The following is a 23,837-nucleotide window of genomic DNA, read 5'->3' on the forward strand; positions in this document are numbered from 1 at the left end:
CCATCGGCCTCCACCGGCCCGTCGCACGCAGCTGGTAAGCAGGACCCATGACCGACGTCAGCACGCCCGTTCCCGGATCCAGAGCCCTCGTCCTCGGTGGCGGAGGTGTCGCCGGCATCGCGTGGGAAGTCGGCGTCCTCGTCGCCCTGCAGGAAGCCGGCGTCGACCTCGACGCCGCCGACCTCGTCGTCGGCACCAGCGCCGGCAGCGTCGTCGGCGCGTTCGTCCGGAACGGTGCCGTCCAGCAGGCCTACGACCAGCAGCACACCCCGGCGCCGACCACCTACGAAGAGCCGGCGCCCATCGACGTCGAGGCCGTGCAGCAGCACATCGGCGCAGCACTGCAGGGTGCGACCGGCGAGCAGGACGCCCGGGCTCGACTCGGTCAGGCCGCTCAGCAGGTCGTCGGCGGGCAGAGCGACGACGAGCGGACGGCGACCTTCGGCGAGACGCTCCCGTCCACCGAGTGGCCGGAGAAGCCGCTCGCCGTCACCGCGGTCGACGCCACCGACGGCACCTTCCGCCTGCTGACGGCGGCCGACGGCGTGCCGCTCCCCCGTGCGGTCGCGGCCAGCTGCTCGGTGCCCTTCGTCTGGACGCCGGTCGCCATCGACGGCCGCCCGTACGTCGACGGTGGTGTCCGCTCGGGCACCAACGCCGACGCTGCCGCCGGGTACGAGCGCGTGCTCGTCATCGCCTGCGGCCCCGAGGGCCCGTCCCCGTGCGGGCCCTGGCTCGACGTCGCCGTCGAGACCCTGCGGGCCGGCGGCTCGTCGGTCGAGGTCGTGGTGGCGGACAGCGCGTCCCAGCAGGCCTTCGGCACGAACTCGCTCTCGCTCGCCACCCAGGCACCGTCGGCCGAAGCCGGCCACGCCCAGGGCACCGTGGTCGCCGAGCAGGTCGCCGCCTTCTGGGCCGAGGACCTGGCGAGCGTGCACGCATGAGCACCCCGTTCTCCGACCTCGACCAGTACGTCGCGCTCCCCCGCGTCGACGGCATCGACATCAGCCCCGACGGCACCCGCGTCGCCCTGACGGTCAGTGCCCTCGACCCCGACGGCACCGGGTACCGCCGGTCGATCTGGCAGGTACCAGCAGCCGAGGCCGAGGACGCGGACGACGCCGGCACACCCGCCGCACGCCCGGTCCGCCTCACGCGCTCCGCCAAGGGCGAGGGCGGCATCGCCTTCACCCGCACCGGCGACCTGCTCTTCGTCTCCGCCCGGCCCGACGCCGACGCCACCGACCTCGAGACAGCCCAGCTCTGGGTGCTGCCTGCGAACGGTGGCGAGGCACGTCCGCTCACCCGCCTGGCCGGCGGCGTCGGTGGGGTCCTGGCCACCGCGGCCTCGTCGGACGTCGTGGCGCTGACCGCCGACCTGCTGCCGGGGGCCGGCTCCGACCCCGCGACCGTGCTCGAGGCCGACGCGGAGCTCCGGAAGAGCCGGAAGGACAAGCAGGTCCGCGCGATCCTGCACGAGACCTACCCGGTCCGGTACTGGGACCACGACCTCGGGCCGGCCCAGACGCACGTGCTGACGCTCGAGACGGCCGACAGCGACAGCGACACCGGCAGCGACGCCGTCGGCGCCAGCGCCGAGCCCGTCCAGCCCGTCGACCGCACACCGGCCCCCGGACGCTCGCTCGACCACGTCGACGGGGCGCTCACGCCCGACGGTTCGGTCCTGCTGGCCTCCGTGGGCGTCCGGGAGGCCCGTGGGGACCGCTCGACGCTCGTCACCATCGACCTGTCCAGCGGCCACCGCACGGTGCTGTTCGACGACGTCGACGTCGACCACGAGATGCCAGCGCTCAGCCGCGACGGCAGGACGATCGCCTGGGTCCGCACCGTCCGCTCCACCCCGGCCGGCGCGAACCAGCAGGAGGTCTGGGTCGCCGGCATCGACGGCTCCGACGCCCGCCGCGTCGCGACTGACTGGGACCGCTGGCCGAGCGAGCTCGTGTTCGAGCACGGTGACCGCGCGCTCCTGACGGTCGCCGACCAGGACGGCCGCGCGCCGGTCTTCCGCATCCCCCTCGATGGCGGGGCCGTCGAGCAGCTGACGCACGATGATTGGGCGTACTCGAGCCTGCGCGTGGCGGCGGCGACGGGCGTGGTCGTGGCGCTCCGGGCCTCCTGGGCGGCCCCGCTGCACCCGGTGCGGATCGCGACGGACGGCACGGTGACCCCGTTGGCGACGCCGGCGCCCCTGCCGGACGTGCCCGCCCACCTGGAAGAGGTCGAGACGACCGCAGCCGACGGCGCCCGGGTGCGCGGCTGGCTGGTCGTGCCCGAGGGCGACGGGCCGCACCCGCTCGTCCTGTGGATCCACGGCGGACCGCTCAACTCGTGGAACCAGTGGTCCTGGCGCTGGAACCCGATGTTGCTCGCAGCCCGGGGCTACGCCGTGCTGCTGCCGGACCCCGCGCTGTCCACCGGCTACGGGCTCGACTTCGTGAACCGCGGCTGGAACGCCTGGGGCCAGGCGCCGTACACCGACCTGATGGCGATCACCGACGTGGTCGAGGCGCGGGCGGACATCGACGCGACCCGGACCGCCGCGATGGGTGGGTCGTTCGGCGGGTACATGGCGAACTGGGTCGCCGGGCACACCGACCGGTTCCGGGCGATCGTCACCCACGCGAGCCTGTGGGCGCTCGACCAGTTCAACGGCACGACGGACTCGTCGCAGTACTGGTCGTCGATCTTCGACGCCGAGGGGATCGCGGCGAACGACCCGCACCGGTTCGTGGGTGACATCACGTCACCGATGCTCGTCATCCACGGCGACAAGGACTACCGGGTGCCGATCGGCGAGGGGCTGCGGCTCTGGTCCGAACTCGCGGAGCACCACGCGGCGCCGGACGGCTCGATGCCGCACCGGTTCCTGTACTTCCCGGACGAGAACCACTGGGTGCTCGCTCCGCAGCACGCGGTGGTCTGGTACGAGACGGTGTTCGCGTTCCTCGGGCAGCACGTGCTCGACCAGGAGTGGGAGCGGCCGGCGCTGCTCGGGTAGCGCACCCGTCCGGCGAACCGGGGCGAGCCGGGTGGGCCGCTAGACGAACGCGGCCTGCCCGGTGATCGCCCGGCCGACGATCAGGGTGTTGACCTCGCGCGTGCCCTCGTACGAGTAGATCGCCTCGGCATCGGCGAAGAACCGGGCCACGCCCTTGTCGAGCACGATGCCGTTGCCGCCCTGTACTTCGCGGCACCAGGCGACGGTCTCCCGCATCTTCGCGGTGGCGAACGCCTTGGCCATCGCCGAGTGCTCGTCGCCACCGACCCCGGCGTCCTGCATGGCCGAGGCCTGCGTGCACAGTGCGATCGAGGCCGTGATGTTCGACAGCGACTTGACGAGCAGGTCCTGCACGAGCTGGTGGGCGGCGATCGGCTTGCCGAACTGGATCCGCTCGCGGGCGTAGGCCAGCGCGGCCTCGTACGCACCGACCGCGATGCCGACGGCCTGCCAGGCGACCTCGGTGCGGGTCAGTCGGAGCACCTCGGCGGTGGAGCGGAACGACGTCGCGTTCTGCAGCCGGCGCGACTCGGGCACCCGGACGTCCTGCATGACGATGTCAGCGTTCTGCACGCCGCGCAGCGCGATCTTGTCCTCGATCTTCGTCGCGGTGAAGCCCGCGGTGTCGGTGGTGACGAGGAAGCCCTTGACCTGACCGTCGGCGACGTCCTTCGCCCAGATCACGACGACGTCGGCGAAGGTGGCGTTGCCGATCCAGCGCTTCTCGCCGTCGAGCACCCACTCGTCGCCCTCGCGCCGGGCGGTGGTGCGCAGGCCCTTCGCGGAGTCGCTGCCGGAGTACGGCTCGGTGAGCCCGAACGCCCCGACGATCTCACCCGTGGCCATCCGCGGGAGCCACTCGCGCTGCTGTTCGTCGCTGCCGGCGACCGCGATCGAGTTCATCGCCAGGCCGGACTGCACGCCGATGAAGGTGGCGACGCTCGCGTCCACGCGTCCGAGTTCGAGGGCCGCCCAGCCGCGGTACACGGCCGAGTTCTCGAACTGCCGCACGAGCGGGACGCCGGGCCCGTACATGCCGAGCTCGGCCAGCGGCGCGATCACCTGCATCGGGAACTCGGCGCGCGCCCAGTACGCGTCGGCGATGGGCGCGACCTCGCGCTCGAGGTACTGCCGGAGCTGCCCGAGCGACGCGCGCTCCTGCTCGGTGAGCTGTTGCTGGAAGCCGTAGAAGTCCGATTCGAGCAGGGGCGTCGCGGGCATCGTCGTTGACATGGGAACCACGATGCATCATTCTCGAAAACGTTGCAAGAGAGGATCGCGTGTACACATCAGACTCTGCGCTGCGCGCCTTCCGGGAGGCCCGTCACACCTTCATCGCCGGCTCACGGATCGACATGGGGGCGTTGGCTGCCGCACTCGGCGTCGACCGCACGTCGCTGTTCCGCTGGGTCGGCAACCGTGACCGGTTGCTGTCCGAGATCCTGTGGTCCCTCGCAGTCCCGACCCTCGACGGAGCCACCCACGCCGCCGACGAGATCGGGGCGACCGGAGCAGCCCGGCTCGTCGTCGTGCTCGACCGGTTCACCGCCGACCTGATCGACGCCCCGTACTTCCGGGCGTTCCTGACGCGCGAACCCGCTCGGGCGATGCGTCTGCTCACCACCTCGGACAGTGACGTACAGAGCCGCTTCGTCGCCCGGGTGACCGCTCTCATCGAGCAGCAGGAGTCGTCCGGTACGTTCGATCCGGCACCGTTGTCGGCTGAGGAGCTCGCACGGCTGCTCGTCCGGATCTCCGAGTCGTTCACCTACGCCGAGTTCATCTCCGGTGAGACTCCTGATCCCGACCGGGCCCGTGCGGCGTTCGAGTACGTCCTGCGGCCCGACGCGGTGCACGCCACACCCGCACCACCGATCGGAGACCGATGACCATCGACGAGTACCCGTTCCGCCGCTCCTACCCCACCCGGTGGAACGACAACGACATGTTCGGGCACGTCAACAACACGATCTACTACTCGGCGATGGACAACGCGTCGACGTACTGGTTCCGCGAGGCCGCCGGGCTCGACCCGTTCTCGTCGGAGTGGATCGCCGTGCTGGTGTCGTCGAGCTGCCGGTTCGTCGAGTCGGCCGTCTGGCCGGACGTCATCGAGGTCGGGATGCGCTCGAAGCACCTCGGCACCACGAGCCTGTCGTGGGAGTTCGGCCTGTTCCGGCAGTCCGACGGCGCCCTGCTCGCCACCGGTGAGTTCGTGCACGTCATCATCGACCGCGAGGGCGCCCGCCGACCGATCCCGCTGCCCGCCGAGCTCCGCGAGCTCGTGACCGGCTCGATGGTCGCGCAGCAGGCCGCCGTCGCCGACTGACGACCTCAGCCCTTCAGTGCAGCCAGCTCGAGGTTGATGTCGTCGGGGTCCTGCACGGACAGGATCACCATGCCGGCGTCGCCGAGGTCGGTGACCTCGCCGTGCTCGACACCCGCGGCATCGAGTCGGGCGGCCGCTTCGTGCAGCTCGTCGACCGAACCCACGACGAAGCTCACGTGGTCGAGGCCGACGGTGTCCGGATCGAACGTCTGCCCTGCGGGAGCGACCGGACGGAGTCCGAACACCTGGTCACCGAGCCGGAACACCGATCCGCCGTAGAAACGCTCGCGATCCTCGCGGACACCCGGCTCGTCGACCTGGTCGCTGAAGTCGATCGCCGGATCCGTGCCGAGCAGCAGCTGGTAGAAGGCCTTGCTCCGGTGGATGTCGGTCACGGTGACACGGACGTGGGCCAGGGCGGTCGGGCGTGCGAACGGCTCGGTCATGGTGGAGCTCCTCAGGGTTGCGCGCCGTGGTTGCGACGCGCACCCGAGGCAACGCTCGGTCCCTCCGAAGCACCCGAGGCCGTGCGGCGACCGGACAGCCCCGTGGACGACGTTCCGCTCGCCGCACAACCGAAGCGCCGCAGTCCGGGGTCAGATCAGGTCGTCGGTCAGGTGGTTCGGCGTGCCGAAGCGGTGCGCCGTGATGGACACCGCCTGCTCGCGGACGAACGGCAGGATCTCGAGCCGCCCGGCCTCGGTCACCGGGCCGCCGTACACCGCGACGTCCGGGCGACCACCGACGGCCGAGTACAGCGCCGAGGTGTCGCCGCCGATGAGCCGCACCCGGGTCGAGGGACCCGAGGCGACCGAGCTCGCGAAGGCCGCGTCGGACACCGTCTGCGACAGCGAACGGACGATCGGCAGCGAACGGATCGCCGCGGCGACGGACGACGGCAGCGTCGCGGCCGTGGAGACCTCGATCGTCGTGCCGGCACGGAGCGCAGCGGCGACGACGCGGACGAGCTCGATCACCGAGGCATCAGCGTCCGTGTCCGAGTCGGCGACCGCGGCCAGCCGCACCTGCACCGACGGGAACGGCAGGTACCGGGCGATGTTCCGCTCGGCGGAGAGCGCGGAGACGTCGGTCGCGGTGCCGAACAGCGTCGACCACGCCTGCTCATCGGACGCCAGCGCACGGTCGAGCATCGGCGAGGACACCTCGGCAGCCCGGGCGAACGCCGAGACCGGACCCGACACGGCGACACCGGATGCAACGGCCGCCGGCGTCCACGACCCGAGCCCGAGCAGGTAGTTCAACCCACCGGCCTTCGTGCCGGCGCCCACGGCCGACTTCTTCCACCCGCCGAACGGCTGACGCCGGACGATGGCGCCCGTGATGCCGCGGTTGACGTAGAGGTTGCCCGCCTGGATCCGCGACAGCCACGTGCCGATCTCGGCCGGGTCGAGCGAGTGCAGGCCCGAGGTCAGGCCGTAGTCGACCTCGTTCACGATGTCGATCGCCTCGTCGAGCGAGTCCGCGGTCATCATGCCGAGGATCGGGCCGAAGTACTCGGTGCGGTGGAACTCCGAGCCGCGGCGGACGCCCTGTCGGACACCCGGGCTCCAGAGCTTGCCGGTCTCGTCGAGCTGCTTCGGCTCGACGGCCCAGGACTCCCCCGCGCCGAGCTTCGTCAGGCCGTCGAGCAGCTTGCCCGAGGCCGGCTCGATGACGGGACCCATCTGCGTCGCGGCGTCGGTCGGGTACCCCACCGTGAGCGAGGCCACCGCGTCGAGCAGCTGGTTCCGGAAGCGCTTCGACTTCGCGACCGAGCCCACCATGACGACGAGGGACGCGGCCGAGCACTTCTGGCCGGCGTGCCCGAACGCCGACGCGACGACGTCCTTCACGGCGAGGTCGAGGTCGGACGACGGCGTGACGATCACGGCGTTCTTGCCCGAGGTCTCGGCGAGCAGCGGCAGGTCGGGGCGGAACGAGCGGAACAGCTCGGCCGTCTCGTACGCACCGGTGAGGATGACCTGGTCGACCATCGGCGACGCGATGAGCTGCTGCCCGAGGTCGTTCTCCGACACCTGCAGGAACGCGAGCACGTCGGCCGGTGCCCCGTGGGCGTCGAGCGCGGTCTCGATGATCGAGGCGAGCACGGCGCCGGAGCGCTCGGCGGGCGGCGCGGGCTTCAGCACGACGGCGGACCCGGCCGCCAGCGCGGCGAGGGTCGATCCGGCGGGGATCGCGACGGGGAAGTTCCACGGCGGCGCGACCAGGGTGAGCGCTGCGGGCGTGAAGCTCGCACCGTCGACGTCGTCGAGCGAGGACGCCAGGGTGCCGTAGAAGTGCGCGAAGTCGATCGCCTCGGACACCTCGGGGTCGGCCTGGTCGATGGTCTTGCCGGTCTCCGACGCCATGACCTCGATGAGGGCGGCGCGGTTCGCCTCGAGTGCGTCGCCGACGGCGTGCAGCACGGCGCCACGTGCACCACCGGACCAGGTCCCCCAGACCGCACCGGCGGCCTTGGCACGACCGAGCGCGGTGTCGAGCGCCGTGGCGGAGTCGACCCGGGCCTCCTGGACGGCGCGGACGCCGAGCGTCGACGAGGCGACCCGTGCGGTGATGGCGTCGCCCCAGGCGCGGACGGCGCCGACCGACGGGTCGCTGTCCGGGGTGTTCTCGAAGTGGCCGGGGCCGGGGCGGCCGACGGCGGCGTACCGGTCGGCGACACGGTGGGAGGCCGGCGCTTCGAGACCCTCGGGCGTCGCGAGCGGCACCAGGGACGCGCGGAAGCGCTCCTCTTCGCGGGCGAACAGTGGCGGCGAGGACACCAGCGAGAAGACCGCGGACATGAAGTTGTCCTGCGACGCACCCTCTTCGAGACGGCGGATCAGGTAGGCGATCGCGACGTCGAACTCGCCCGGGTGGACGACCGGCGTGTAGAGCAGGAGCGAACCGACGGTGTTCTTCACGGCCGAGGCCTGCCCCTGCGCCATGCCGAGCAGCATCTCGAACTCGATGCCGTCCCGCACGCCGCGCTCACCGGCGAGCAGCCAGGCGTGCGCGACGTCGAACAGGTTGTGCCCGGCGACACCGACGCGGACGTTCTCGACGCGCGACGGGGTGAGCGCCCAGTCGAGCACGCGCTTGTAGTTGGTGTCCGAGTCCTGCTTGGTGTGCCAGGTGGCGAGCGGCCAGCCGTGGACCGAGGCCTCGACCTGCTCCATCGGCAGGTTCGCGCCCTTCACCAGACGGACCTTGATGCCGGCACCGCCGCGGGCACGGCGGGCGGCGGACCAGTCCTGCAGCTCCTGCATCGCGGCGAGCGCGTCGGGCAGGTACGCCTGCAGCACGATGCCGGCTTCGAGGCCGAGGAACTCGGGCTCGTCGAGGAGCTTCGTGAACACCGCGATGGTGAGGTCGAGGTCCTTGTACTCCTCCATGTCGAGGTTGATGAACTTGGCCGGGGTGGCGGCTGCGGCACGCTGGAAGAGCGGTCGGAGCTGCTCGACGATGTCGTCCACCGCGTGGCCGAACGCCCACGGCGAGTGCGGGTGCACGGTCGAGGACACCTTGATGGAGACGTAGTCGACGTCGTCGCGGGCCAGGAGCTTGTGCGTGCCCTCGAGTCGGCGGGCGGCTTCGCGCTCGCCCAGGACGGCCTCGCCGAGCAGGTTGACGTTGAGGCGGACGCCGTCGCGCTTGATGCCGGCGATGGCCGGGCCGAGCTTGGAGTCGGTGGCGTCGACGATCAGGTGGCCGACCATGTTGCGGAGGACGCGTCGGGCGATGGGGACCACGACGTTCGGCAGCATCGGGGCCATGCCGCCGCCGAGCCGGACGAGTCCGCGGAGCGCGGCGGGCAGGAACCCGGGGGCGTCCGGGGCGATCTGGCGGAGCTTGCGGGCGGCGACGGCGAGGTCCTCCGGTCGCACGACCCCGTCGACGAACCCGACGGCGAAGTCGAGTCCGGCGGGGTCGGCGAGCACGCCGGCGAGCTGCTTCGCGGAGCCGTCGACCGGGTAGGACTCGGCCTCGGCGAGCCACTGTCGGACGAGCGCGACGGACTGGTCCGCCAGGGCGTCGTGGTCGATGGCGGAGTCCTCGTGCAGCGTCGTCATGGGTTCAGTGTGGAGGTCGGGGATGCGGTAGCGGAAGTGAGCGTTCCTGATGGATACCGTTCAGTTCCGCTACCGTTCCGGTCCTGATCCGGCTAGCGTCGGACCATGCTCGACGTCCGCCGTCTCGTGCTCCTCCGTGAGCTGTCCATCCGCGGCACGATCGCGGCCGTCGCCGAGGCCGTGAACTTCACTCCGTCGGCGGTCTCGCAGCAGCTGAGCGCCTTGGAGCGGGAGGCCGGCGTGCAGCTCCTCCGCAAGGCCGGGCGACGGCTCCAGCTCACCCCGCAGGCCGAGGTGCTGGTGGCCGCGGCGGGCCAGGTACTCGACGTCCTCGAGCACGCGCAGTCCCAGGTCGAGGACACCCTGTCGTCCGTGCAGGGCCGCGTCCGGGTCGCCGTGTTCCAGTCCGCGGCCCTCGCCCTGATGCCGAGCGCCCTGCACGAGATGGCCACGGAACACCCCGACGTCCGGGTCGAGATGGTCCAGCGGGAACCGGAGACCGCACTGAACGAGACGTGGGCCCGTGACTTCGACATGGTCATCGCCGAGCAGTACCCGGCGCACGCCGCTCCGCACCTGCCCGGACTCGACCGCTCCGACCTGACGACCGACGCCGTCCGGCTCGCCCTGCCCCCGCTCGACACGGCCCTGCGCCCGGTGTCGTCGCTCGAGGACGCCCGCACCATGCCCTGGGTGATGGAACCCCGCGGCACCGCGTCGCGGCACTTCGCGGAGCAGGTCTGTCGGCGCTGGGGCTTCGAGCCCGACGTCCGGTACGAGACCGCCGATCTGCAGACGCAGATCCGCCTGGTCGAGTCGGGCAACGCGGTGAGCCTGATGCCGGACCTGATGTGGACCGGTCGGACGACGACCTGTCGGCTGCTCGAGCTGCCGGAGGGGCCGCGACGCACGATCTTCACCGTGGTGCGGTCCGCGGGGTCGTCGTCCCCGGCGGTCCGCGCACTCCGTGACGCGCTCGAGCGCGCGGCGGCGGCCGTCGGCGACTGATCCGCCAGCGCATACGCCATCCGGCGCACGCCAGCCGACGCGCACGCCAGCCAGCGCGCACGCGAGACGGCACCGTGACCGGATCGAGACCTGTGCATCCGTCAGGATCTTGTCGACGCAGACATCTCCTGGATGAGGGCACCTCCCGGTGCCCCGTCCGGCATCCGAGGGGGATCCCATGAACCAGCCCTGCACCTCCACCACGCGACGGGTCGCTGCCATCGGCGCAGCCGTCGCCATCGTCACCGCGTCGTCGGCGTTCGGCATCGGCGCCGCGACCGCCGTCGCGGCCGAGCCCACGACCGCCACGAGCACGGCGACACCCGGTACGCCGGCCGAGCCCGCCGCGCCCATCACGCCCGCCGCGCCCGTCACGACGGTCGACACCGCCGAGCAGCCGGGAGGCCCGTCCACCGACCCGACGCCGACTGCGGTCCCGGAAACGGCGGCACCAGAGCCCACGGCACCCGCCGCACCTGCGGCGCCTGCGGCACCCGCGGCACGCGCGGCCGACGACGGCAGCGATCTCGCCTTCACGGAACCGTCGACCGCCGAGGACCCGATCGAGCTCACCGCCACCAGCGGCACGCCCTTCACACGCACCTTCGAGACCACCGGCGGCGACGGCACCGTCGGCTACGCCATCCAGGACGCCCCGTCCTCCGACTACTGGGTCAACGTCGACACCGGCGTCCTGAGCGGCGATCCGAAGGAGGCCGGGACCTTCCGGTTCCAGGTCGTCGCCCTGAGCGGCTCGACCGAGATCACGCAGTACGTCGAGCTGACGGTCGCACCCGGTGACCCTGTGGGCGTGACGTTCGGCGTCGCCACCCCCGACTACAACGGGCTGTGGCAGGTCGAGACCGACGGCACGATCTGGGAACAGGCCGCCGGTCAGGGCCGCGTCCGCATCGTGCCGAGCATCCCCGTCGCCGAGGACACGCCGCTCACGCTCGCCGGGCTCGCGGTCGACGCGTACGGCAACCGGACCACGCCGGGTCCGGACTACCCCCGTTCGATCGTCACGAGCACGGACGACTCCGACTCGGCGGTGTGGAACGACGGGGACTCCTCGAACACCGTGACCTTCGGCGGCACCGGCACCCGGACCGTGACGGTCTCCGAAGGGGGCGTCTCCACGTCGTTCGAGGTCGTCGTCGGCGCCGAGGACACCGACGAGCCCGCCGCCCCGGACACCATCACGTTCACCGAACCCTCGACGCCCGAGTCCCCCATCCGCATCGAGACCACCGCGGGCGAGCAGATCGAGCGCACCTTCACCGCGACGGGATCGTCGACGGAGCTGCACTACGTCCTGCTGACCGGCCCGACGGCGTTCCCCGTCCCGGGCAACGAACACCCGATCGCACCGCTCGGCCTCGCCGTCGGTGACACGAGCGGGGTCCTGAGCGGTGCCCCGACGGTGGCCGGCGAGTACGACTTCCAGGTCATGGCCATGAACGGGTCCCGCGCTGCCACCCAGTACGTCCACCTGTCCATCCGTCCCGCCGCGACGGAGGAACTCAGCCTGCTCGTCGGCACGATCGGGTCGCCGAAGGGGTGGCTCCGCGACGCCGAGGGCCTGCGCGAGATCTTCGCGGAGAGCCCGAAGTCGATCCCGGTCGACGCCGTCCCGGTGGCCCAGGGGGCGACGATGGTCGTCCGGGTGACGGCGCTCGACGCGTTCGGGAACAGCACGAAGGAGTCCGACGGCGCGCAGCCCGTCGTGACGAGCAGCGTGGCCAGCGACGAAGTGACGCTGCCGTACGGCGAGTGGGAGCCCCGCGTCGGGTTCCCGCATGCCTCGCCGCACACCATCACGGTCGCCCTCGGTGGCGTCTCGACCACGTTCGACGTGGACGTGCGGCCGTCGGTCGCGACCGTCGGCGACACGACCCCGACGGCCGGCGGCGGTGGGCACCTCGCCTACACGGGCGCTGACGCCTCCGGGCCGCTTGCGTGGGCGCTGGGCCTGCTCGCCGCCGGCGGCGGTCTGCTGGTCCACCGCCTGCGTCGCCGTCGCGCCTGAGACGCGGCCCCGGACGGACGGGAGGCGCGGTGCGGGCCCGCACCGCGCCTCCCGTCCGTCCTTCCGCGCCCACAGGGCACGCCGCGCGTGCGGGGGTCCGGCGGTTTCCCGCACGCACCCCCAACCCGGGTCACATTCCGGTGAATCGTCACAGCCCGGCAACGTCATCCCGCTACGATCCGAGAACGCCGACATTCTCGGCAAATTCACATGATCTGGGCGAAGAGCCCAGACCGAATCCCTGGGGGATCCCGTGCACCGCAGCACCTCCACTGTCCGTCGCGCCTGCGCCGTCGGCACCACCGTCGCCCTGGTCGGCCTGACCACCGGCCTCGGCATCATGACCGCGACGGCCGCCAACGCCGAGACGCTCGACACGACGCAGCCGATCGTGGCCGCCGAGACGCCGGCCCCGACCCCGGCCGAGGGCAGCGAGACGCCCACGCCGACGGACCCGCCCGTCGAGACCGCGCCCGAGACCCCGGCTCCGGCCGAGGAAGCCCCGGCGCCCACCCCCGAGGCCACCGAGCCCGCCGCGCCGGAGACCACCGCGCCAGCCGCCACCGAGGCTCCGAAGCCGACCGAGACCCCGAAGCCGGACGTCACGGCCAAGGCCGCCGACGCCACCGTCACCATCGAGGGCACGGCCAAGGTCGGCACCCGACTCGTCGCCGTCGTCACCGGCTTCGACGACGAGGCGGGGTACAAGTACTCGTGGACCGACCAGGACGGCAACGTCCTGTCGAAGGCCGCGAGCTACGTCGTCGACCCGACCGACGTCCGCAAGACCATCACGGTCGCCGTGACGGGCACGCTGCCCGGCGCGACCGAGACCTCCACGGTCGAGTCCGAGGCCACCGCCGCCGTGACGCAGACCCCGGCGTTCCTCGGTGAGGACGGCCAGCCCACCAAGGCCGGTGCCACGCAGGACAGCCCGCTCGAGCTGAGCACCGCCGCCGGTGACGCCTTCTCGCACACCTTCCGTGCGCAGGGCTTCCCGGAGCCGAAGTACAGCCTCGCCTGGTTCGACGAGGACGACGCCGAGTACGCCGAGGAGTTCCCGGAGGACGAGATGTCCCCCGCGGACCAGCTCCCCTACGGTCTGACCTTCGACGCCTCGACCGGTGAGCTCAGTGGCGTCACCACCGAGGCGTGGGACTGGACCTTCGCCGTCACGGCGACCAGTGGCACCGAGACGACCACGCAGTACGTTTCGCTCAACGTCGAGGCCGGTGCGCCGCTCGGCCTGTTCGTCTACACGACCGACCGCGCCGGAGCCTTCGACTTCGACGAGAACGACACCAAGAAGCGCACCACGTGGATCATCGACCCGGACGGCAAGGTCTACACCGTCATCACGCAGGGTGACGGCGACGGTGGCCAGGTCGGCACCGAGGTCGACGGCGGTCGCCCCACGATCAAGCAGGGTGGGACGCTCATCGTGACCGGCACGGTCGTCGATCGGTTCGGCAACGAGGTCCTGGGCGAGGACGACGAGTCGATCACGCCCACCGTGACGTCGGACGTCTCGACCGACGTCATCGCCGCAGACCCCGAGATCGGTGAGTTCGGCTTCATCGGCGTCACGTTCCCGCACGCCTCGATCCACAACCTCACGGTCGCCGCCGGCGATTTCGCCACCTCGTTCGCCGTGGACGTCCAGCCGACCGCGGTCGCCGGTATCGCCGACCCGACCCCGGTCGCGCCGGCAGCGGCCCCGGTCGCCCCGGTCAACACCGGCGGCCAGCTCGCCTACACCGGTTCGGACACCACCGACGCGCTGCCGTGGGCCCTGGGCCTGCTCGTCGCCGGTGCCGGCCTCATCGGCGCCCGCTTCGCGCGTCGTCGTCGCGCCCAGCGCTGACACCCTGAGACGTCTCCCGTCCGTCGCGTGCCCGCGCGGTGGACGGGAGGCCCGTGACGGCCCCGCCTGCTCCTCCACCGGAGCAGGCGGGGCCGTTTCGCATCCGCGCCCGGCCGGGTCCGCGCCGGTAGCGTTGGCGACATGCCCACGCTGCTGCACATCGACTCCTCGGCCGACCTGTCCCACTCCCGCTCGCGCGCACTGACCGCGGCCTTCGCCGACGCCTGGCGCGCCCGCGGCCCGGAGTACACGGTCGTCCGGCGGGACCTGCACGTCGACCAGCTCCCCCACCTGGAGAGCTCGGCGCTGCACTGGGCGGCCGCCGACCGCACCGCCGAGGAGACCGTCGCGCCCGAGGCCGAGGCCCTTCGTCAGGAGGTCATCGACGAGCTCCTGGCCGCCGACGTCGTCGTGGTGGGTGCGCCGCTGTACAACTACACGGTGCCGTCGACCCTGAAGGCCTGGATCGACCGCATCCACGTGCCCGGCATCCTGACCGGCGGCGTGCAGCCCCTGGCCGGACGCCCCGTCGTCACCGTGGTGAGCCGCGGCGCGACCTACGACGCCGGCACTCCGACCGAGGGCTGGGACCACGGCTCCCCCGTCCTGCACATCGTGCTCGGCACCGCGCTCGGCATGAAGCTGTACCCGATCACCGTCAGCGCGACCCTGGCAGATCGGCTGCCGGACCTCGCACCGCTGGCAGAGCACGCCGCCGCGGAGTTCGCCGACGCGAAGACGACGATCGAGCGCCTGGCGACGACGCTCGGCTGACCCGCGCGGCCGCGGCGTTCGTCAGGCGGGTCGCACCTCGTCGGCCCGCCCGAGCAGGTCCGCGTGGAAGGCCGTCTGCGTCAGGGCGCTCGCGAGCAGGAACCCGGTCATCGACTCGATCCCGCCGCTGAAGGGCACCCGGGCGGCGACCTCGAACAGCGTCGGACGGTCCAGCGCGTCGAGGGCCGCGGCGACGTGGCGCGAGCGTTCCTCCCGGTGCCGGGCCAGGGTCTGCGCGCGGGTGACGACGTCGCGGAACCGGTACTCGTGCCCCGGGCAGACCTCGAGGTCGGCGTACGGGTCGAGCCGCGCGAGGGATGCCAGGTAGTCGCCGAGCGGGTTCGTCCTGGTCCGGCCGCCGAGTCCGATGCCGGAGTTGATCCGCGGCAGCACGTGGTCGCCGGAGAACAGCAGGCCGTCGGCCTCGTCGAGGAAGCACACGTGCCCGCTCGTGTGCCCCGGGGTCCACAGCGCGCGGATCGTCCGACCGGGGATCGGCAGCAGGTCGCCGTCCTCGAGCAGCACGTCGGCGTACGGCGCCTCGATCCGGCCCATCCCGATCCGGCGTCCGCTGCCCCAGGCCTCGACGACCCCGGCCCGCAGGTGTTCCGGCAGCCCCCACGTCGCGATGTCGGCGTCGTTCCGCTCGGCGTCGGCGCGTTCCCGTTCGAGCGCCCGGACCTCGAGGCTGTGCATCGCCACGCGTGCTCCCGTCGCCCGCCGGATGGCCGCCGCGGCACCCAGGTGGTCGGCGTGCAGGTGCGTCACGGCCACGAGCGACACGTCGTCCAGGGTCCGTCCTATCGCGGCGAGCCCGTGCCGTAGCTCGTCGAGCCCGCCGTCGGCCGACCACCCGGGGTCGATCACCGCGAGCGAGCCGTCCGACCCCTCGACGACGTAGACCAGGGTCGCGTCGGGCACCCCGAACCGGAACGGCACCGCGAGGGTCCAGATACCCGGCCGGACCTGCTCGACGGGTGGCAGGACGCCATCACGGAGCGCAGCGGCCTGCACGGGGCTGATCGGTTCCGGGGCCGGCGCTGCCGGCGGGGGCACGGTCGTCACGCCGGCCACCCTACCGACGCGCGCCGACCTGCCCGGGGTGATCCGGGCCTCCCGGCCGCGCATCGTGAGCAGAAGATGTCGGGTCGTCGAGCCGGACCCGACCATTCCTGCTCACGAAGTGCGCAGCCCCGCCGACGCCCGCGAGTAGACAGGACCCATGGAGATCGCACCGATGCTCGCCAAGGCCGTCGCCACCGTCCCCGATCCGGACAGCACGAAGGGCGGGCTGCGGTACGAACCGAAGTGGGACGGCTTCCGGGGCATCGTGACCATCGACGGTGACGACGTCGAGATCGGGAGCCGCGGCGCCAAGCCGCTCACCCGGTACTTCCCCGAGCTCGTCGAGGCGTTCCGCGCCCAGTTCGGCGGCCGCGACCACCCGGTCGTCCTGGACGGCGAGGTGATCCTGCGCTCTGGGGAACCCGGTGCCGAGCGCCTCGACTGGGAGGCGCTGTCGCAGCGCATCCATCCGGCAGCCTCGCGGATCGCCAAGCTCAGCGTCGAGACGCCGGCGCAGTTCGTGGCCTTCGACCTGCTGGCGGTGGACGGCGAGGAGCTGGTGGACCGCCCCTTCGACGAGCGCCGCGAGCGCCTGGAGCATCTCGGCGAGGCGATGACCGACCCGCTCTTCGTCACCCGCACCACCCTCGAGGTCGAGCAGGCGCGCGAGTGGCTCACCACGTTCGAGGGCGCCGGGCTCGACGGCGTCGTCGCGAAGCCCCGAGCGCGGCCGTACGAACCGAACAAGCGCTCGATGCTCAAGATCAAGCACCACCGCACCGCCGACGTCGTCGCCATCGGCTACCGCGTGCACAAGAGCGGCTCCGGCGTCGGGTCGCTGCTCGTCGGGCTGTACGACGCGGACGGCGAGCTCCGCCAGGTCGGCGGCGTCTCCGCCTTCTCTGACAAGCGCCGGGCCGCGTTGATCGACGAGCTCGAGCCCGTCGTGCTCCGCGATGCGGACGGGAGGCCCGTCACCGGTGACGGGGAACGGTCGCGGTTCTCGTCGGGTCGCGACACGTCGTTCGTCCGGCTGGCGCCGGAGCTGGTGCTCGAGGTCCGGTACGACCAGATGGAGGGCGACCGGTTCCGGCACACCGTGCAGTTCGAGCGGTGGCGGCCCGACCGTGACGCGACGTCGTGCGGGTTCGAGCAGCTCGAGGTGCCGAGTGCGTACGACCTGAACGACGTGCTGTCCTGACGACGGAACGCACTGCGGTGTCCGTTTGTCGCTGTTCTGTCACGTTCGGGGAAAAGTAGTTAGCCGAACTAGCGAACCCGTGCCAGGATGATCTCAGCAGCACGAGGCGTCCAGTTCGGACGCCCGGATCGGAGCGGATCGACATGAGCACCAGCACGCTTGTCCGCCACCCTCGGCGGAGCCCCTTCACAGAAGTCCGAGAGGCACGGCGCCAGCGCGTCCTGCAGCTCAGCGCGGTCATCAGCGCCATCGCCGGCGTGACCGCCACGGCGCTCGCCCTCGTCACGGTCGGACTCGGCTCGTGATCGTCGACGGCATCACCGACGTGCACCGCGGCACCTGGTCGCGGCTGACCCGCCTGCACACCGCCAGCATCGGGCTGCCGACGCACACCACGCGCGTCGAGGACCCGGACCGTCAGCGGGACGTCTCCTCCGCAGCCTGAGGTTCGGCCGCTGGGCCTCAGCTGGGCTTCTTCGCCCGTGAGGGCTGCACGCGCGGCGGCTCCCCCGGCATCTTCGGGAAGTCGGGCGGGAACGGCAGCTCACCCTCGCCGTTCGCCAGGTCCCGCTCCCACCACTCGAGCAGCGGCGCGATGCTGCCCGGCTGCTCCCCCATCGACTCCCACGGGTCGCCGGTGGTCCGCAGCCGTTCCGGCACCGTGCGGATCGTGAAGGTCGTCGGGTCCGCGGTGCGCAGTTCCTCCCACGCGATCGGCGTCGACACCGATGCGTGCGCCAGAGCTCGGGGGCTGTAGGCACCGGCCATCGTGCGGTCGCGGTTCGCCTGGTTGAAGTCGACGAAGATCCGCTGTCCTCGCTCCTCCTTCCACCACGCCGTCGTGACCCGGTCGGGCATCCGGCGTTCGAGCTCGCGCGCCGCAGCGATCACTGCATGCCGCACCTCGAGGAACTCGTGCTCGGGGCGGATCGGTGCGAACACGTGCAGGCCACGGTTGCCGCTCGTCTTGATCCAGGTGGTCAGGCCGACCTCGTCGAGGACCTTCCGGAGTTCCTCGGCCACCGGCACCGTGTCGCCGAAGTCGGTGCCGGGCTGCGGGTCGAGGTCGATGCGGAGCTGGTCCGGGTGGTCGCTGTCCTCGGCACGAGAGGCCCACGGGTGGAACACCACCGTGTTCATCTGTGCGGCCCACACCGCCACGGCCGGCTCGTCGATCACGAGCTGCGGGTGTGACCGGGCACTCGGGTAGGTCACCGTCACCGAGCGGACGTAGTCGGGCGCACCCTTGGGCGGGTTCTTCGAGAAGAACTGCTCGCCGTCGACGCCGCCGGGGAACCGCTGCAGCGAGATCGGCCGGTCGCCGTTCGCCCGGACGAAGGCGTCGCCCACCGTGACGAGGTACTCCGCGAGGTCGAGCTTCGTGATGCCCGCCTCGGGCCAGAGCACCCGCGAGGGGCTGCTGATCCGGACCTCACGGTCACCGTCAGGGCCGGGCACCCGCACCGTCGTCGCTTCGCTCGCCATGCAGCGGACCGTACACGCGTGCCGGCCACCCGCCCGCAGCCGGGACCGCTCTTGCTCCCGCAAGACACCGGTGTTCCTGGTCGAACACGCGCACGCCGGTGTTCAGCGCGCGGACACCGGTGTCTTGCGGCCAGACTTCACATCACGTTCCAGTGCAGGTGGCCGTTCGCGTCAGGGCCCTTGCCGCCGCAGGTGTACGAGTTGCCGTTCGCGGCCTGGGCGACCACTCCGGCCTGCGCATCGGCGCAGAACGCCCCGGGCGTGATGAAGTCTTGCGACGGCGCGGGCGCCTGCTCGACGGGCGCGGGAGCAGGAGCAGCTGGCGCAGGCGCGGGAGCCGCGGGGGCCGGAGCAGGCTCGACGTACGACCCGACCGCGGTCACCTCGGGCACCGGTGCCGTCGACACGGTCCTGGACACCTGGACTCGGTCCGTCTCGACGCCGTCGGTGGTGGTCACTCGGTACGTGCGGGTGAGCACGCCGTCGACACCCGCCGTCTGCAGCCGCGTCTGCCCCTTCGCCAGGGTCGGATCGTCGATGGTGGTCTTCCGGAAGTGGATCGGGAAGTCCTTCGAGACCTCCGACACCTCGACGACCGGGGTCGGCGTCGGGGTCGGGGTCGGCGTCGCGCTGGGTGTGGGGGTCGTGACGACGTCGGCGACGGCTCGCGGAGCAGCCGTGTCCTGGCTGGCACTGGTCACGGCGGCACCGACCACAGCACCGGCGGTGCCCACGCCTCCGACCCAGATCACCGCTGCGATCGCGACGACGACCGAAGCCTTCGCCTTCGTCGGTAGTGCTGACCAGCGCATCCTGCGACATCCCCTCGTGTTCGGTACGACGATCCAGGGTGCCTCGTTCTCCGTCGACCGCTGCACCCCCACTCCGGGGCAGCCGCGCTGTGAGGATGAACCGCCCGCCGGGCAGGATGGGCGGGTGAACGCGTACCTCGGCATCGACCTTGCGTGGGGGCTCGGCTCCGAGCGGAAGGCCGCGAACGAGACCGGGCTGGTGGCGATGGACCACGACGGCACGATCACCGACGCCGGGTGGGCCCGCGGCGTGGACGCCGTCACGGACTGGATCGCCGAGCACCTCGGGCCCCGGTCCCTGATCGCCGTGGACGCCTCGCTCGTCGTGACGAACCCGACGGGCATCCGCGAATCCGAGCGGCAGGTCGGGCAGCGCTACGGCCGGTGGAAGGTCGCGGCGAACCCGACGAACCAGGCATCGGCAGCGAGCGCCGGCTCATCGCTGCTCGACCGGCTGACCGCGCTGGGCGTCGAGTACGTCTCCGACACGGACTCGATGCGGGGACGCACCGGTCCTGCGATGTTCGAGTGCTACCCGTACACGACCCTGGTCGGGGTCGAGGAGCTCGGCTACGACGTGGAACGGCCCCGGTACAAGCGGCTCGACCTCCGGATCCCTGCGGCCGAGGCACGTGCCCGTCGCGCCGAGGCCTTCGACGAGCTGGTCCGGCGGCTGCGCGAGACCCCGCTCGACCCTCCGCTGCTGCTCGACTCCCATCCGCTGACGCGGCGGCTCGCCGACCCGTCGGTGCTGCACGGTCCAACGCACAAGCACCGCGAGGACCTGCTCGACGGGGCGCTGTGTGCGTGGACGGCTGCGTTCTGGGAGCGACACGGCGACGACCGCGTGCAGATCCTGGGAGGTGATCCGGCCCTCCCGTCCGACACGCCGGACGAGGCGGGCCGCCGGCCCGTCGTGGTGGCGCCCGCGCGCCCGTCGCAGCGCTGACGGCGCGAGGAGGATCAGATCTCGCCCGCTGCTGCCGCCGTGCAGATCACCTTCGTGAGGAGTTCGCGAAGGGGTTGCAAGTCACCGAGCATCGACCGGCGGGCGGCGTGATGGTTCTCATTCGTCGTGACCCTCCGCCAGTCGAGCACGACACCGCGCTCGGCCGCGTACTCGCGCCAGAACTCCCGCTGGGTTCGCCCGTTGCCCTCCATGAAGGGATGGATGTAGTTGAGCGTCGCGAACTGTTCGGTCAAGAAGTCCAGAGGACGCTCCGGTATCCGGGGCGAAGCGAGCTCATCGTCCAGTCGGGCCATCCGTACGGGAATCAGTTCAGGCGCCAGGAACGGTTCGTCAGGGTTCTTCGCGATGCCGTCGAGCCGGTACTCACCTGCCCAGACGTAGACGTCCTGGAAGAGATGGGCGTGGATACGGCGCACCCGTTCCGATGGCAGGAGCCCCGCGAGTCCGGGAACCTCACCGAGCAGGAGGTCCAACTCTCGGTCCTGCACCTCGGGTACCTCGAGTTCCGCGAGTTGATCACGGCTCGTAGCCCCGAACTTGTTGCGGAGGACGTACTGGTCGTCGTAGTACCCGCCGTCGGGTCGAGGACTCACCGACGGTGCGCGAAAGCCCGGAGCTCCTCGCGACTGATCTCGCCCTTCGCGAAGCGGTCCATGTACCGGATCCACTCGGGGTTGTCCTTGAAGCCTTCGAGTCGCCCGGAGTGGATCACCGCGGCGACGGCGCGCGTCCGCTTGACGCGCTCCGAGCCGGAGACAGTCCGAACCATTCGCTTGGGCATGCACCAATGCTACGCCGGGGCGCGCACGTGTTCCAGACCCGCCAGGACGGCCCGTCGTGGTGACGCCCGCGCGCCCGTCGCAGCGAAGGCCGCGCGGCTAGGGTTGAGCGGTGAGCGCGACGACCGAACCCCTGCACATCGGGCTGGTGTCGCTGCACACCTCCCCCGGAGACGAACCCGGTTCGGGCGAGGTCGGCGGCATGAACGTCGTCGTCCGGCACCAGGCCGAGGCACTGGCCGACCTGGGCCACCACGTGGACATCATCACGCGCCGGTCCGCCCCGACGCAGCCGGACTCGGTGTCGCTCGTGCCGGGCGTGTGCCTGCGGTTCCTGTCCGCGGGGCCGGCCGAGCCGGTGCCGAAGGGCGAGCACGACGCGTTCATCGAACCGTTCCGCCACGAGCTGGAGCAGCTCGGGCCGTTCGACGTCCTGCACTCGCACCACTGGTTCTCCGGCGCGGCCGCGCTGCCCGTCGCCCGCGAGCGCGGCATCCCCCACGTGCAGTCGTTCCACTCCATCGCCGCCGACCCGGCCACGCCGCTGTCCGAGGGCGAACGTCCCGAGTCCGCCGGCCGCATCGCCGGCGAGGAGCTGCTGGCCCGCGAGTCGGACGCCGTCGTCGTGGTGTCCGAGGCAGAGGCCTCGACCGTGCGCACCCGGCTCGGCGGCGACGACGCCCGCATCTGGATCGTGCCGCCGGGGGTCGACGGGTCCGTCTTCCGCCCCGCCGCCGTCGGCGCGCGGCGCGCCGCCACCCCCTACGTGGTCGCAGCGGCGCGCGTGCAACCGCTCAAGGGCCTGGACCTGGCGATCGAGGCGATCGCGGACATCAGCCTGGAGGCCCGCCCCACCCTGGTCATCGCGGGCGACGTCTCGAGTGAGGCGGGCGACTACGTGGACGAACTGCGTCGGCTCGCCGACGCGCGGGGCATCGCCGACCACGTCACCTTCATCGGGCCGCAGTCGCGTGCCGACCTGGCGTTCCTGTTCCGTGGCGCGGCAGCCGTGCTCGTGCCGTCCCACTCCGAGACGTACGGGCTCGTCGCGCTCGAGGGTTCCGCTTCCGGGGTGCCCGTCGTGGCCGCGGCTGCCGGGGGCCTGCGTGAGGCCGTGGTCGACGGGGAGACGGGCGTCGTGCTCGAGTCCCGTGACCCGCAGGAGTGGGCGGCCGAGATCGAGCGGATCCTGACGGATGCGCCGTACGCTGCCGGGCTCGCCGCTGCGGGCCGGGAGCACGCGGAGCGTCTCAGCTGGGAGCGGTCGGCCGCGGGGCTCGAGGACGTCTACCGCCGGGTGCTCGGGCGCTCGTGAGCGGGACGGGTGGCCGGTTCGCCGCGTTCTGGGCGGCGCTCGACGCCGTGCCCGTCGAGTCTGACGCCGAGGCGCTCTACGACGTCGGATCGCCCGAGGGACGACTCCGGCGAGCGAACCTGACGCGGTACCTGGAGCAGTCCGGGCCGGGGGCTGACACGTTGCTCGTGGCCGAGGCACCGGGGTGGCGCGGCATGACGAACACGGGTGTGCCGTTCACGAGCATGCGCGAGCTCGGACCCGAGTACGTCGTGCCACCGGAGCCCACGGCACCGTGGGAGGCCTCGTCGCGCGTCGTGCACGCTGCGCTGGAGGGCTGGCGCGGTGCCCTCCCCGTCGCGTGGGCGATCTTCCCGCACCACCCCTTCGTGGCACCGGACCGGCTGACGAACCGGACGCCACGGCCCGCCGAGGTCCGCTCGGGCGCGCCCGTCGCGCTTGCGCTGCTGGAGGCCCTCGGCGGCGTGGACCGTGTCCGGGTGGTCGCCGTCGGTCGGAAGGCGCAGGGAGCGCTCGCCCTGGCCGGCATCGAGGCGACCGCCGTGCGGCACCCGGCGCAGGGCGGCGCGACGCAGTTCACCGAGCAGCTGCGGGCGCTGGACCGCTAGCCGTCCGTCCGCCCCGGTGCGTCCAGGTCGCGTCCCGGTCGCGTCCGCTCAGGCGGAGCGGACCTCGATGCCCTTGGTCGCGAGCCGCTCGGCGACGTGGGCGGGCAGTGGTGCGGCGGCGTACACGGTGCGGAGCTCCGGCAGGTCGAGCAGGTCGTCCCAGTTCTGCGGGTCGAAGCGGTCGTCCGAGCCGTCCCAGCCGGGGTGGACGTCCTGCAGGACCTCGAGGTCGGAGTCCACGGTGATCTCGGTGACGAGCGACAGGTGCGACGGCAGCAGGTCGAGGTCGTCGTAGTACTCACGCGCCCGGTCGTCCTGCCCGTCGACGTCGAGGTCCTCGTCGGTCTCGTCCTCGGCGTCCGGGTCGTAGGGGTCGAGGACGTCGAGGTCGTAGCAGAGGACGTCGAGCACCAGGAGCTTCGCGTTGAAGTCCGCGAACTCGATGGGCTCCTCGGTGGTGTTCGACTGCTGGTCCATGGCCGGAGCGTATCCGTCGCCGAGCGACC

General features: G+C 72.0%; 23 protein-coding genes. 14 read left to right on the forward strand and 9 right to left on the reverse strand.

Going from position 1 to position 23,837, the window contains the following annotated elements:
- Positions 1-47 precede the first annotated feature (47 nt).
- Both DEJ09_RS13915 and DEJ09_RS13920 read left to right on the forward strand, forming a co-directional pair.
- Positions 48-944 carry a patatin-like phospholipase family protein gene (locus DEJ09_RS13915; RefSeq protein WP_111088969.1) on the forward strand — a complete coding sequence of 299 codons (897 nt, stop codon included), beginning with the start codon at positions 48-50 and terminating at the stop codon, positions 942-944.
- Positions 941-3,019, forward strand: coding sequence for an alpha/beta fold hydrolase (locus DEJ09_RS13920; protein ID WP_111088970.1), 2,079 nt, complete (start codon positions 941-943; stop codon positions 3,017-3,019). Before DEJ09_RS13915 ends, DEJ09_RS13920 begins: the two co-directional genes overlap by 4 nt.
- A 39-nt stretch (positions 3,020-3,058) precedes the next feature.
- Here DEJ09_RS13920 and DEJ09_RS13925 read toward each other — a convergent pair whose 3' ends face one another.
- Positions 3,059-4,240, reverse strand: coding sequence for an acyl-CoA dehydrogenase family protein (locus DEJ09_RS13925; RefSeq protein ID WP_111055003.1), 1,182 nt, complete (start codon positions 4,238-4,240; stop codon positions 3,059-3,061).
- Positions 4,241-4,299: 59 nt separating this feature from the next.
- Between DEJ09_RS13925 and DEJ09_RS13930 the strand changes: the two genes are divergently transcribed.
- Positions 4,300-4,908, forward strand: a complete 609-nt coding sequence (locus DEJ09_RS13930; RefSeq protein WP_071247243.1) for a QsdR family transcriptional regulator — start codon at positions 4,300-4,302, stop codon at positions 4,906-4,908.
- Entirely contained in the window at positions 4,905-5,348 is a 444-nt protein-coding gene (locus tag DEJ09_RS13935) for a thioesterase family protein (protein WP_111030304.1), read from the forward strand. The genes DEJ09_RS13930 and DEJ09_RS13935 overlap by 4 nt, the downstream gene beginning before the upstream one ends.
- Before the next feature lie 5 nt (positions 5,349-5,353).
- Here the strand turns inward: DEJ09_RS13935 and DEJ09_RS13940 are convergent, their stop codons facing one another.
- Positions 5,354-5,794 carry a VOC family protein gene (locus tag DEJ09_RS13940; protein ID WP_071405380.1) on the reverse strand — a complete coding sequence of 147 codons (441 nt, stop codon included), beginning with the start codon at positions 5,792-5,794 and terminating at the stop codon, positions 5,354-5,356.
- 150 nt (positions 5,795-5,944) lie between these two features.
- Entirely contained in the window at positions 5,945-9,421 is a 3,477-nt protein-coding gene (locus tag DEJ09_RS13945) for a bifunctional proline dehydrogenase/L-glutamate gamma-semialdehyde dehydrogenase (RefSeq protein ID WP_111088971.1), read from the reverse strand.
- Between the two features lie 105 nt (positions 9,422-9,526).
- Between DEJ09_RS13945 and DEJ09_RS13950 the strand changes: the two genes are divergently transcribed.
- The 4 genes from DEJ09_RS13950 (at position 9,527) to DEJ09_RS13965 (ending at position 15,096) form a co-directional block, all read left to right on the forward strand.
- Positions 9,527-10,429, forward strand: coding sequence for a LysR substrate-binding domain-containing protein (locus DEJ09_RS13950; RefSeq protein WP_111047392.1), 903 nt, complete (start codon positions 9,527-9,529; stop codon positions 10,427-10,429).
- A gap of 178 nt (positions 10,430-10,607) precedes the next feature.
- The gene (locus DEJ09_RS13955; RefSeq protein WP_111088972.1) at positions 10,608-12,458 is read left to right on the forward strand and encodes a hypothetical protein; all 1,851 of its coding nucleotides are present in this window, start codon (positions 10,608-10,610) and stop codon (positions 12,456-12,458) included.
- Positions 12,459-12,711: 253 nt separating this feature from the next.
- Positions 12,712-14,322, forward strand: coding sequence for a putative Ig domain-containing protein (locus DEJ09_RS13960; protein WP_111088973.1), 1,611 nt, complete (start codon positions 12,712-12,714; stop codon positions 14,320-14,322).
- 141 nt (positions 14,323-14,463) lie between these two features.
- Positions 14,464-15,096: an FMN-dependent NADH-azoreductase gene (locus DEJ09_RS13965; RefSeq protein ID WP_111088974.1), complete on the forward strand. Its 633-nt coding sequence runs from the start codon at positions 14,464-14,466 to the stop codon at positions 15,094-15,096.
- A 21-nt stretch (positions 15,097-15,117) separates the two neighbouring features.
- Here the strand turns inward: DEJ09_RS13965 and DEJ09_RS13970 are convergent, their stop codons facing one another.
- Complete coding sequence (locus DEJ09_RS13970; RefSeq protein ID WP_181433369.1) at positions 15,118-16,161, reverse strand: MBL fold metallo-hydrolase; 1,044 nt, start codon at positions 16,159-16,161, stop codon at positions 15,118-15,120.
- Positions 16,162-16,318: 157 nt separating this feature from the next.
- On the opposite strand from DEJ09_RS13970, the gene DEJ09_RS13975 reads away from it, so the two are divergent.
- The 3 genes from DEJ09_RS13975 (at position 16,319) to DEJ09_RS18210 (ending at position 17,807) form a co-directional block, all read left to right on the forward strand.
- Positions 16,319-17,362, forward strand: coding sequence for an ATP-dependent DNA ligase (locus DEJ09_RS13975; RefSeq protein ID WP_111088976.1), 1,044 nt, complete (start codon positions 16,319-16,321; stop codon positions 17,360-17,362).
- Positions 17,363-17,505: 143 nt separating this feature from the next.
- Positions 17,506-17,667 carry a hypothetical protein gene (locus DEJ09_RS18205; RefSeq protein WP_163343780.1) on the forward strand — a complete coding sequence of 54 codons (162 nt, stop codon included), beginning with the start codon at positions 17,506-17,508 and terminating at the stop codon, positions 17,665-17,667.
- Positions 17,664-17,807, forward strand: a complete 144-nt coding sequence (locus tag DEJ09_RS18210) for a hypothetical protein (RefSeq protein ID WP_155896788.1) — start codon at positions 17,664-17,666, stop codon at positions 17,805-17,807. Before DEJ09_RS18205 ends, DEJ09_RS18210 begins: the two co-directional genes overlap by 4 nt.
- 17 nt (positions 17,808-17,824) lie before the next feature.
- Here the strand turns inward: DEJ09_RS18210 and ligD are convergent, their stop codons facing one another.
- Positions 17,825-18,847: a non-homologous end-joining DNA ligase gene (ligD, locus tag DEJ09_RS13980; protein ID WP_111088977.1), complete on the reverse strand. Its 1,023-nt coding sequence runs from the start codon at positions 18,845-18,847 to the stop codon at positions 17,825-17,827.
- 137 nt (positions 18,848-18,984) lie between these two features.
- A complete protein-coding gene (locus DEJ09_RS18215; protein WP_258373910.1) occupies positions 18,985-19,659 on the reverse strand; it encodes a G5 domain-containing protein in 675 nt (224 codons plus the stop codon).
- A gap of 124 nt (positions 19,660-19,783) precedes the next feature.
- Between DEJ09_RS18215 and DEJ09_RS13990 the strand changes: the two genes are divergently transcribed.
- A complete protein-coding gene (locus DEJ09_RS13990; protein ID WP_181433375.1) occupies positions 19,784-20,608 on the forward strand; it encodes a DUF429 domain-containing protein in 825 nt (274 codons plus the stop codon).
- Between the two features lie 14 nt (positions 20,609-20,622).
- Here DEJ09_RS13990 and DEJ09_RS13995 read toward each other — a convergent pair whose 3' ends face one another.
- Both DEJ09_RS13995 and DEJ09_RS18220 read right to left on the reverse strand, forming a co-directional pair.
- Positions 20,623-21,222 (reverse strand): Fic family protein, encoded by a 600-nt coding sequence (locus DEJ09_RS13995; RefSeq protein WP_181433370.1) that lies wholly within the window; start codon positions 21,220-21,222, stop codon positions 20,623-20,625.
- The gene (locus DEJ09_RS18220; RefSeq protein WP_146245006.1) at positions 21,219-21,410 is read right to left on the reverse strand and encodes an antitoxin VbhA family protein; all 192 of its coding nucleotides are present in this window, start codon (positions 21,408-21,410) and stop codon (positions 21,219-21,221) included. The genes DEJ09_RS13995 and DEJ09_RS18220 overlap by 4 nt, the downstream gene beginning before the upstream one ends.
- A gap of 110 nt (positions 21,411-21,520) precedes the next feature.
- On the opposite strand from DEJ09_RS18220, the gene DEJ09_RS14000 reads away from it, so the two are divergent.
- Both DEJ09_RS14000 and DEJ09_RS14005 read left to right on the forward strand, forming a co-directional pair.
- On the forward strand, positions 21,521-22,723 hold the full coding sequence (locus DEJ09_RS14000) for a glycosyltransferase (protein ID WP_111088979.1): 1,203 nt from the start codon (positions 21,521-21,523) through the stop codon (positions 22,721-22,723).
- The gene (locus DEJ09_RS14005) at positions 22,720-23,331 is read left to right on the forward strand and encodes a uracil-DNA glycosylase (protein WP_111088980.1); all 612 of its coding nucleotides are present in this window, start codon (positions 22,720-22,722) and stop codon (positions 23,329-23,331) included. Before DEJ09_RS14000 ends, DEJ09_RS14005 begins: the two co-directional genes overlap by 4 nt.
- 48 nt (positions 23,332-23,379) lie before the next feature.
- Here DEJ09_RS14005 and DEJ09_RS14010 read toward each other — a convergent pair whose 3' ends face one another.
- Positions 23,380-23,808, reverse strand: coding sequence for a DUF6892 domain-containing protein (locus tag DEJ09_RS14010; RefSeq protein ID WP_111023826.1), 429 nt, complete (start codon positions 23,806-23,808; stop codon positions 23,380-23,382).
- Positions 23,809-23,837 lie beyond the last annotated feature (29 nt).

Source organism: Curtobacterium sp. MCLR17_055 (genome assembly GCF_003234305.1).
In the GTDB taxonomy this organism is placed as follows: domain Bacteria; phylum Actinomycetota; class Actinomycetes; order Actinomycetales; family Microbacteriaceae; genus Curtobacterium; species Curtobacterium flaccumfaciens.

Bases quoted from the DNA above. Each gene is read 5' to 3' on its own strand.
- DEJ09_RS13950 (WP_111047392.1), top strand. From the start codon at position 9,527: ATGCTCGACGTCCGCCGTCTCGTGCTCCTCCGTGAGCTGTCCATCCGC.
- DEJ09_RS18205 (WP_163343780.1), top strand. From the start codon at position 17,506: ATGAGCACCAGCACGCTTGTCCGCCACCCTCGGCGGAGCCCCTTCACA.
- DEJ09_RS13915 (WP_111088969.1), top strand. From the start codon at position 48: ATGACCGACGTCAGCACGCCCGTTCCCGGATCCAGAGCCCTCGTCCTC.
- DEJ09_RS13965 (WP_111088974.1), top strand. From the start codon at position 14,464: ATGCCCACGCTGCTGCACATCGACTCCTCGGCCGACCTGTCCCACTCC.
- DEJ09_RS13945 (WP_111088971.1), bottom strand. From the start codon at position 9,421: ATGACGACGCTGCACGAGGACTCCGCCATCGACCACGACGCCCTGGCG.
- DEJ09_RS13940 (WP_071405380.1), bottom strand. From the start codon at position 5,794: ATGACCGAGCCGTTCGCACGCCCGACCGCCCTGGCCCACGTCCGTGTC.
- DEJ09_RS13920 (WP_111088970.1), top strand. From the start codon at position 941: ATGAGCACCCCGTTCTCCGACCTCGACCAGTACGTCGCGCTCCCCCGC.
- DEJ09_RS13955 (WP_111088972.1), top strand. From the start codon at position 10,608: ATGAACCAGCCCTGCACCTCCACCACGCGACGGGTCGCTGCCATCGGC.
- DEJ09_RS14010 (WP_111023826.1), bottom strand. From the start codon at position 23,808: ATGGACCAGCAGTCGAACACCACCGAGGAGCCCATCGAGTTCGCGGAC.
- DEJ09_RS18220 (WP_146245006.1), bottom strand. From the start codon at position 21,410: ATGCCCAAGCGAATGGTTCGGACTGTCTCCGGCTCGGAGCGCGTCAAG.
- DEJ09_RS13925 (WP_111055003.1), bottom strand. From the start codon at position 4,240: ATGCCCGCGACGCCCCTGCTCGAATCGGACTTCTACGGCTTCCAGCAA.
- DEJ09_RS13935 (WP_111030304.1), top strand. From the start codon at position 4,905: ATGACCATCGACGAGTACCCGTTCCGCCGCTCCTACCCCACCCGGTGG.
- DEJ09_RS13975 (WP_111088976.1), top strand. From the start codon at position 16,319: ATGGAGATCGCACCGATGCTCGCCAAGGCCGTCGCCACCGTCCCCGAT.
- DEJ09_RS18215 (WP_258373910.1), bottom strand. From the start codon at position 19,659: ATGCGCTGGTCAGCACTACCGACGAAGGCGAAGGCTTCGGTCGTCGTC.
- ligD (WP_111088977.1), bottom strand. From the start codon at position 18,847: ATGGCGAGCGAAGCGACGACGGTGCGGGTGCCCGGCCCTGACGGTGAC.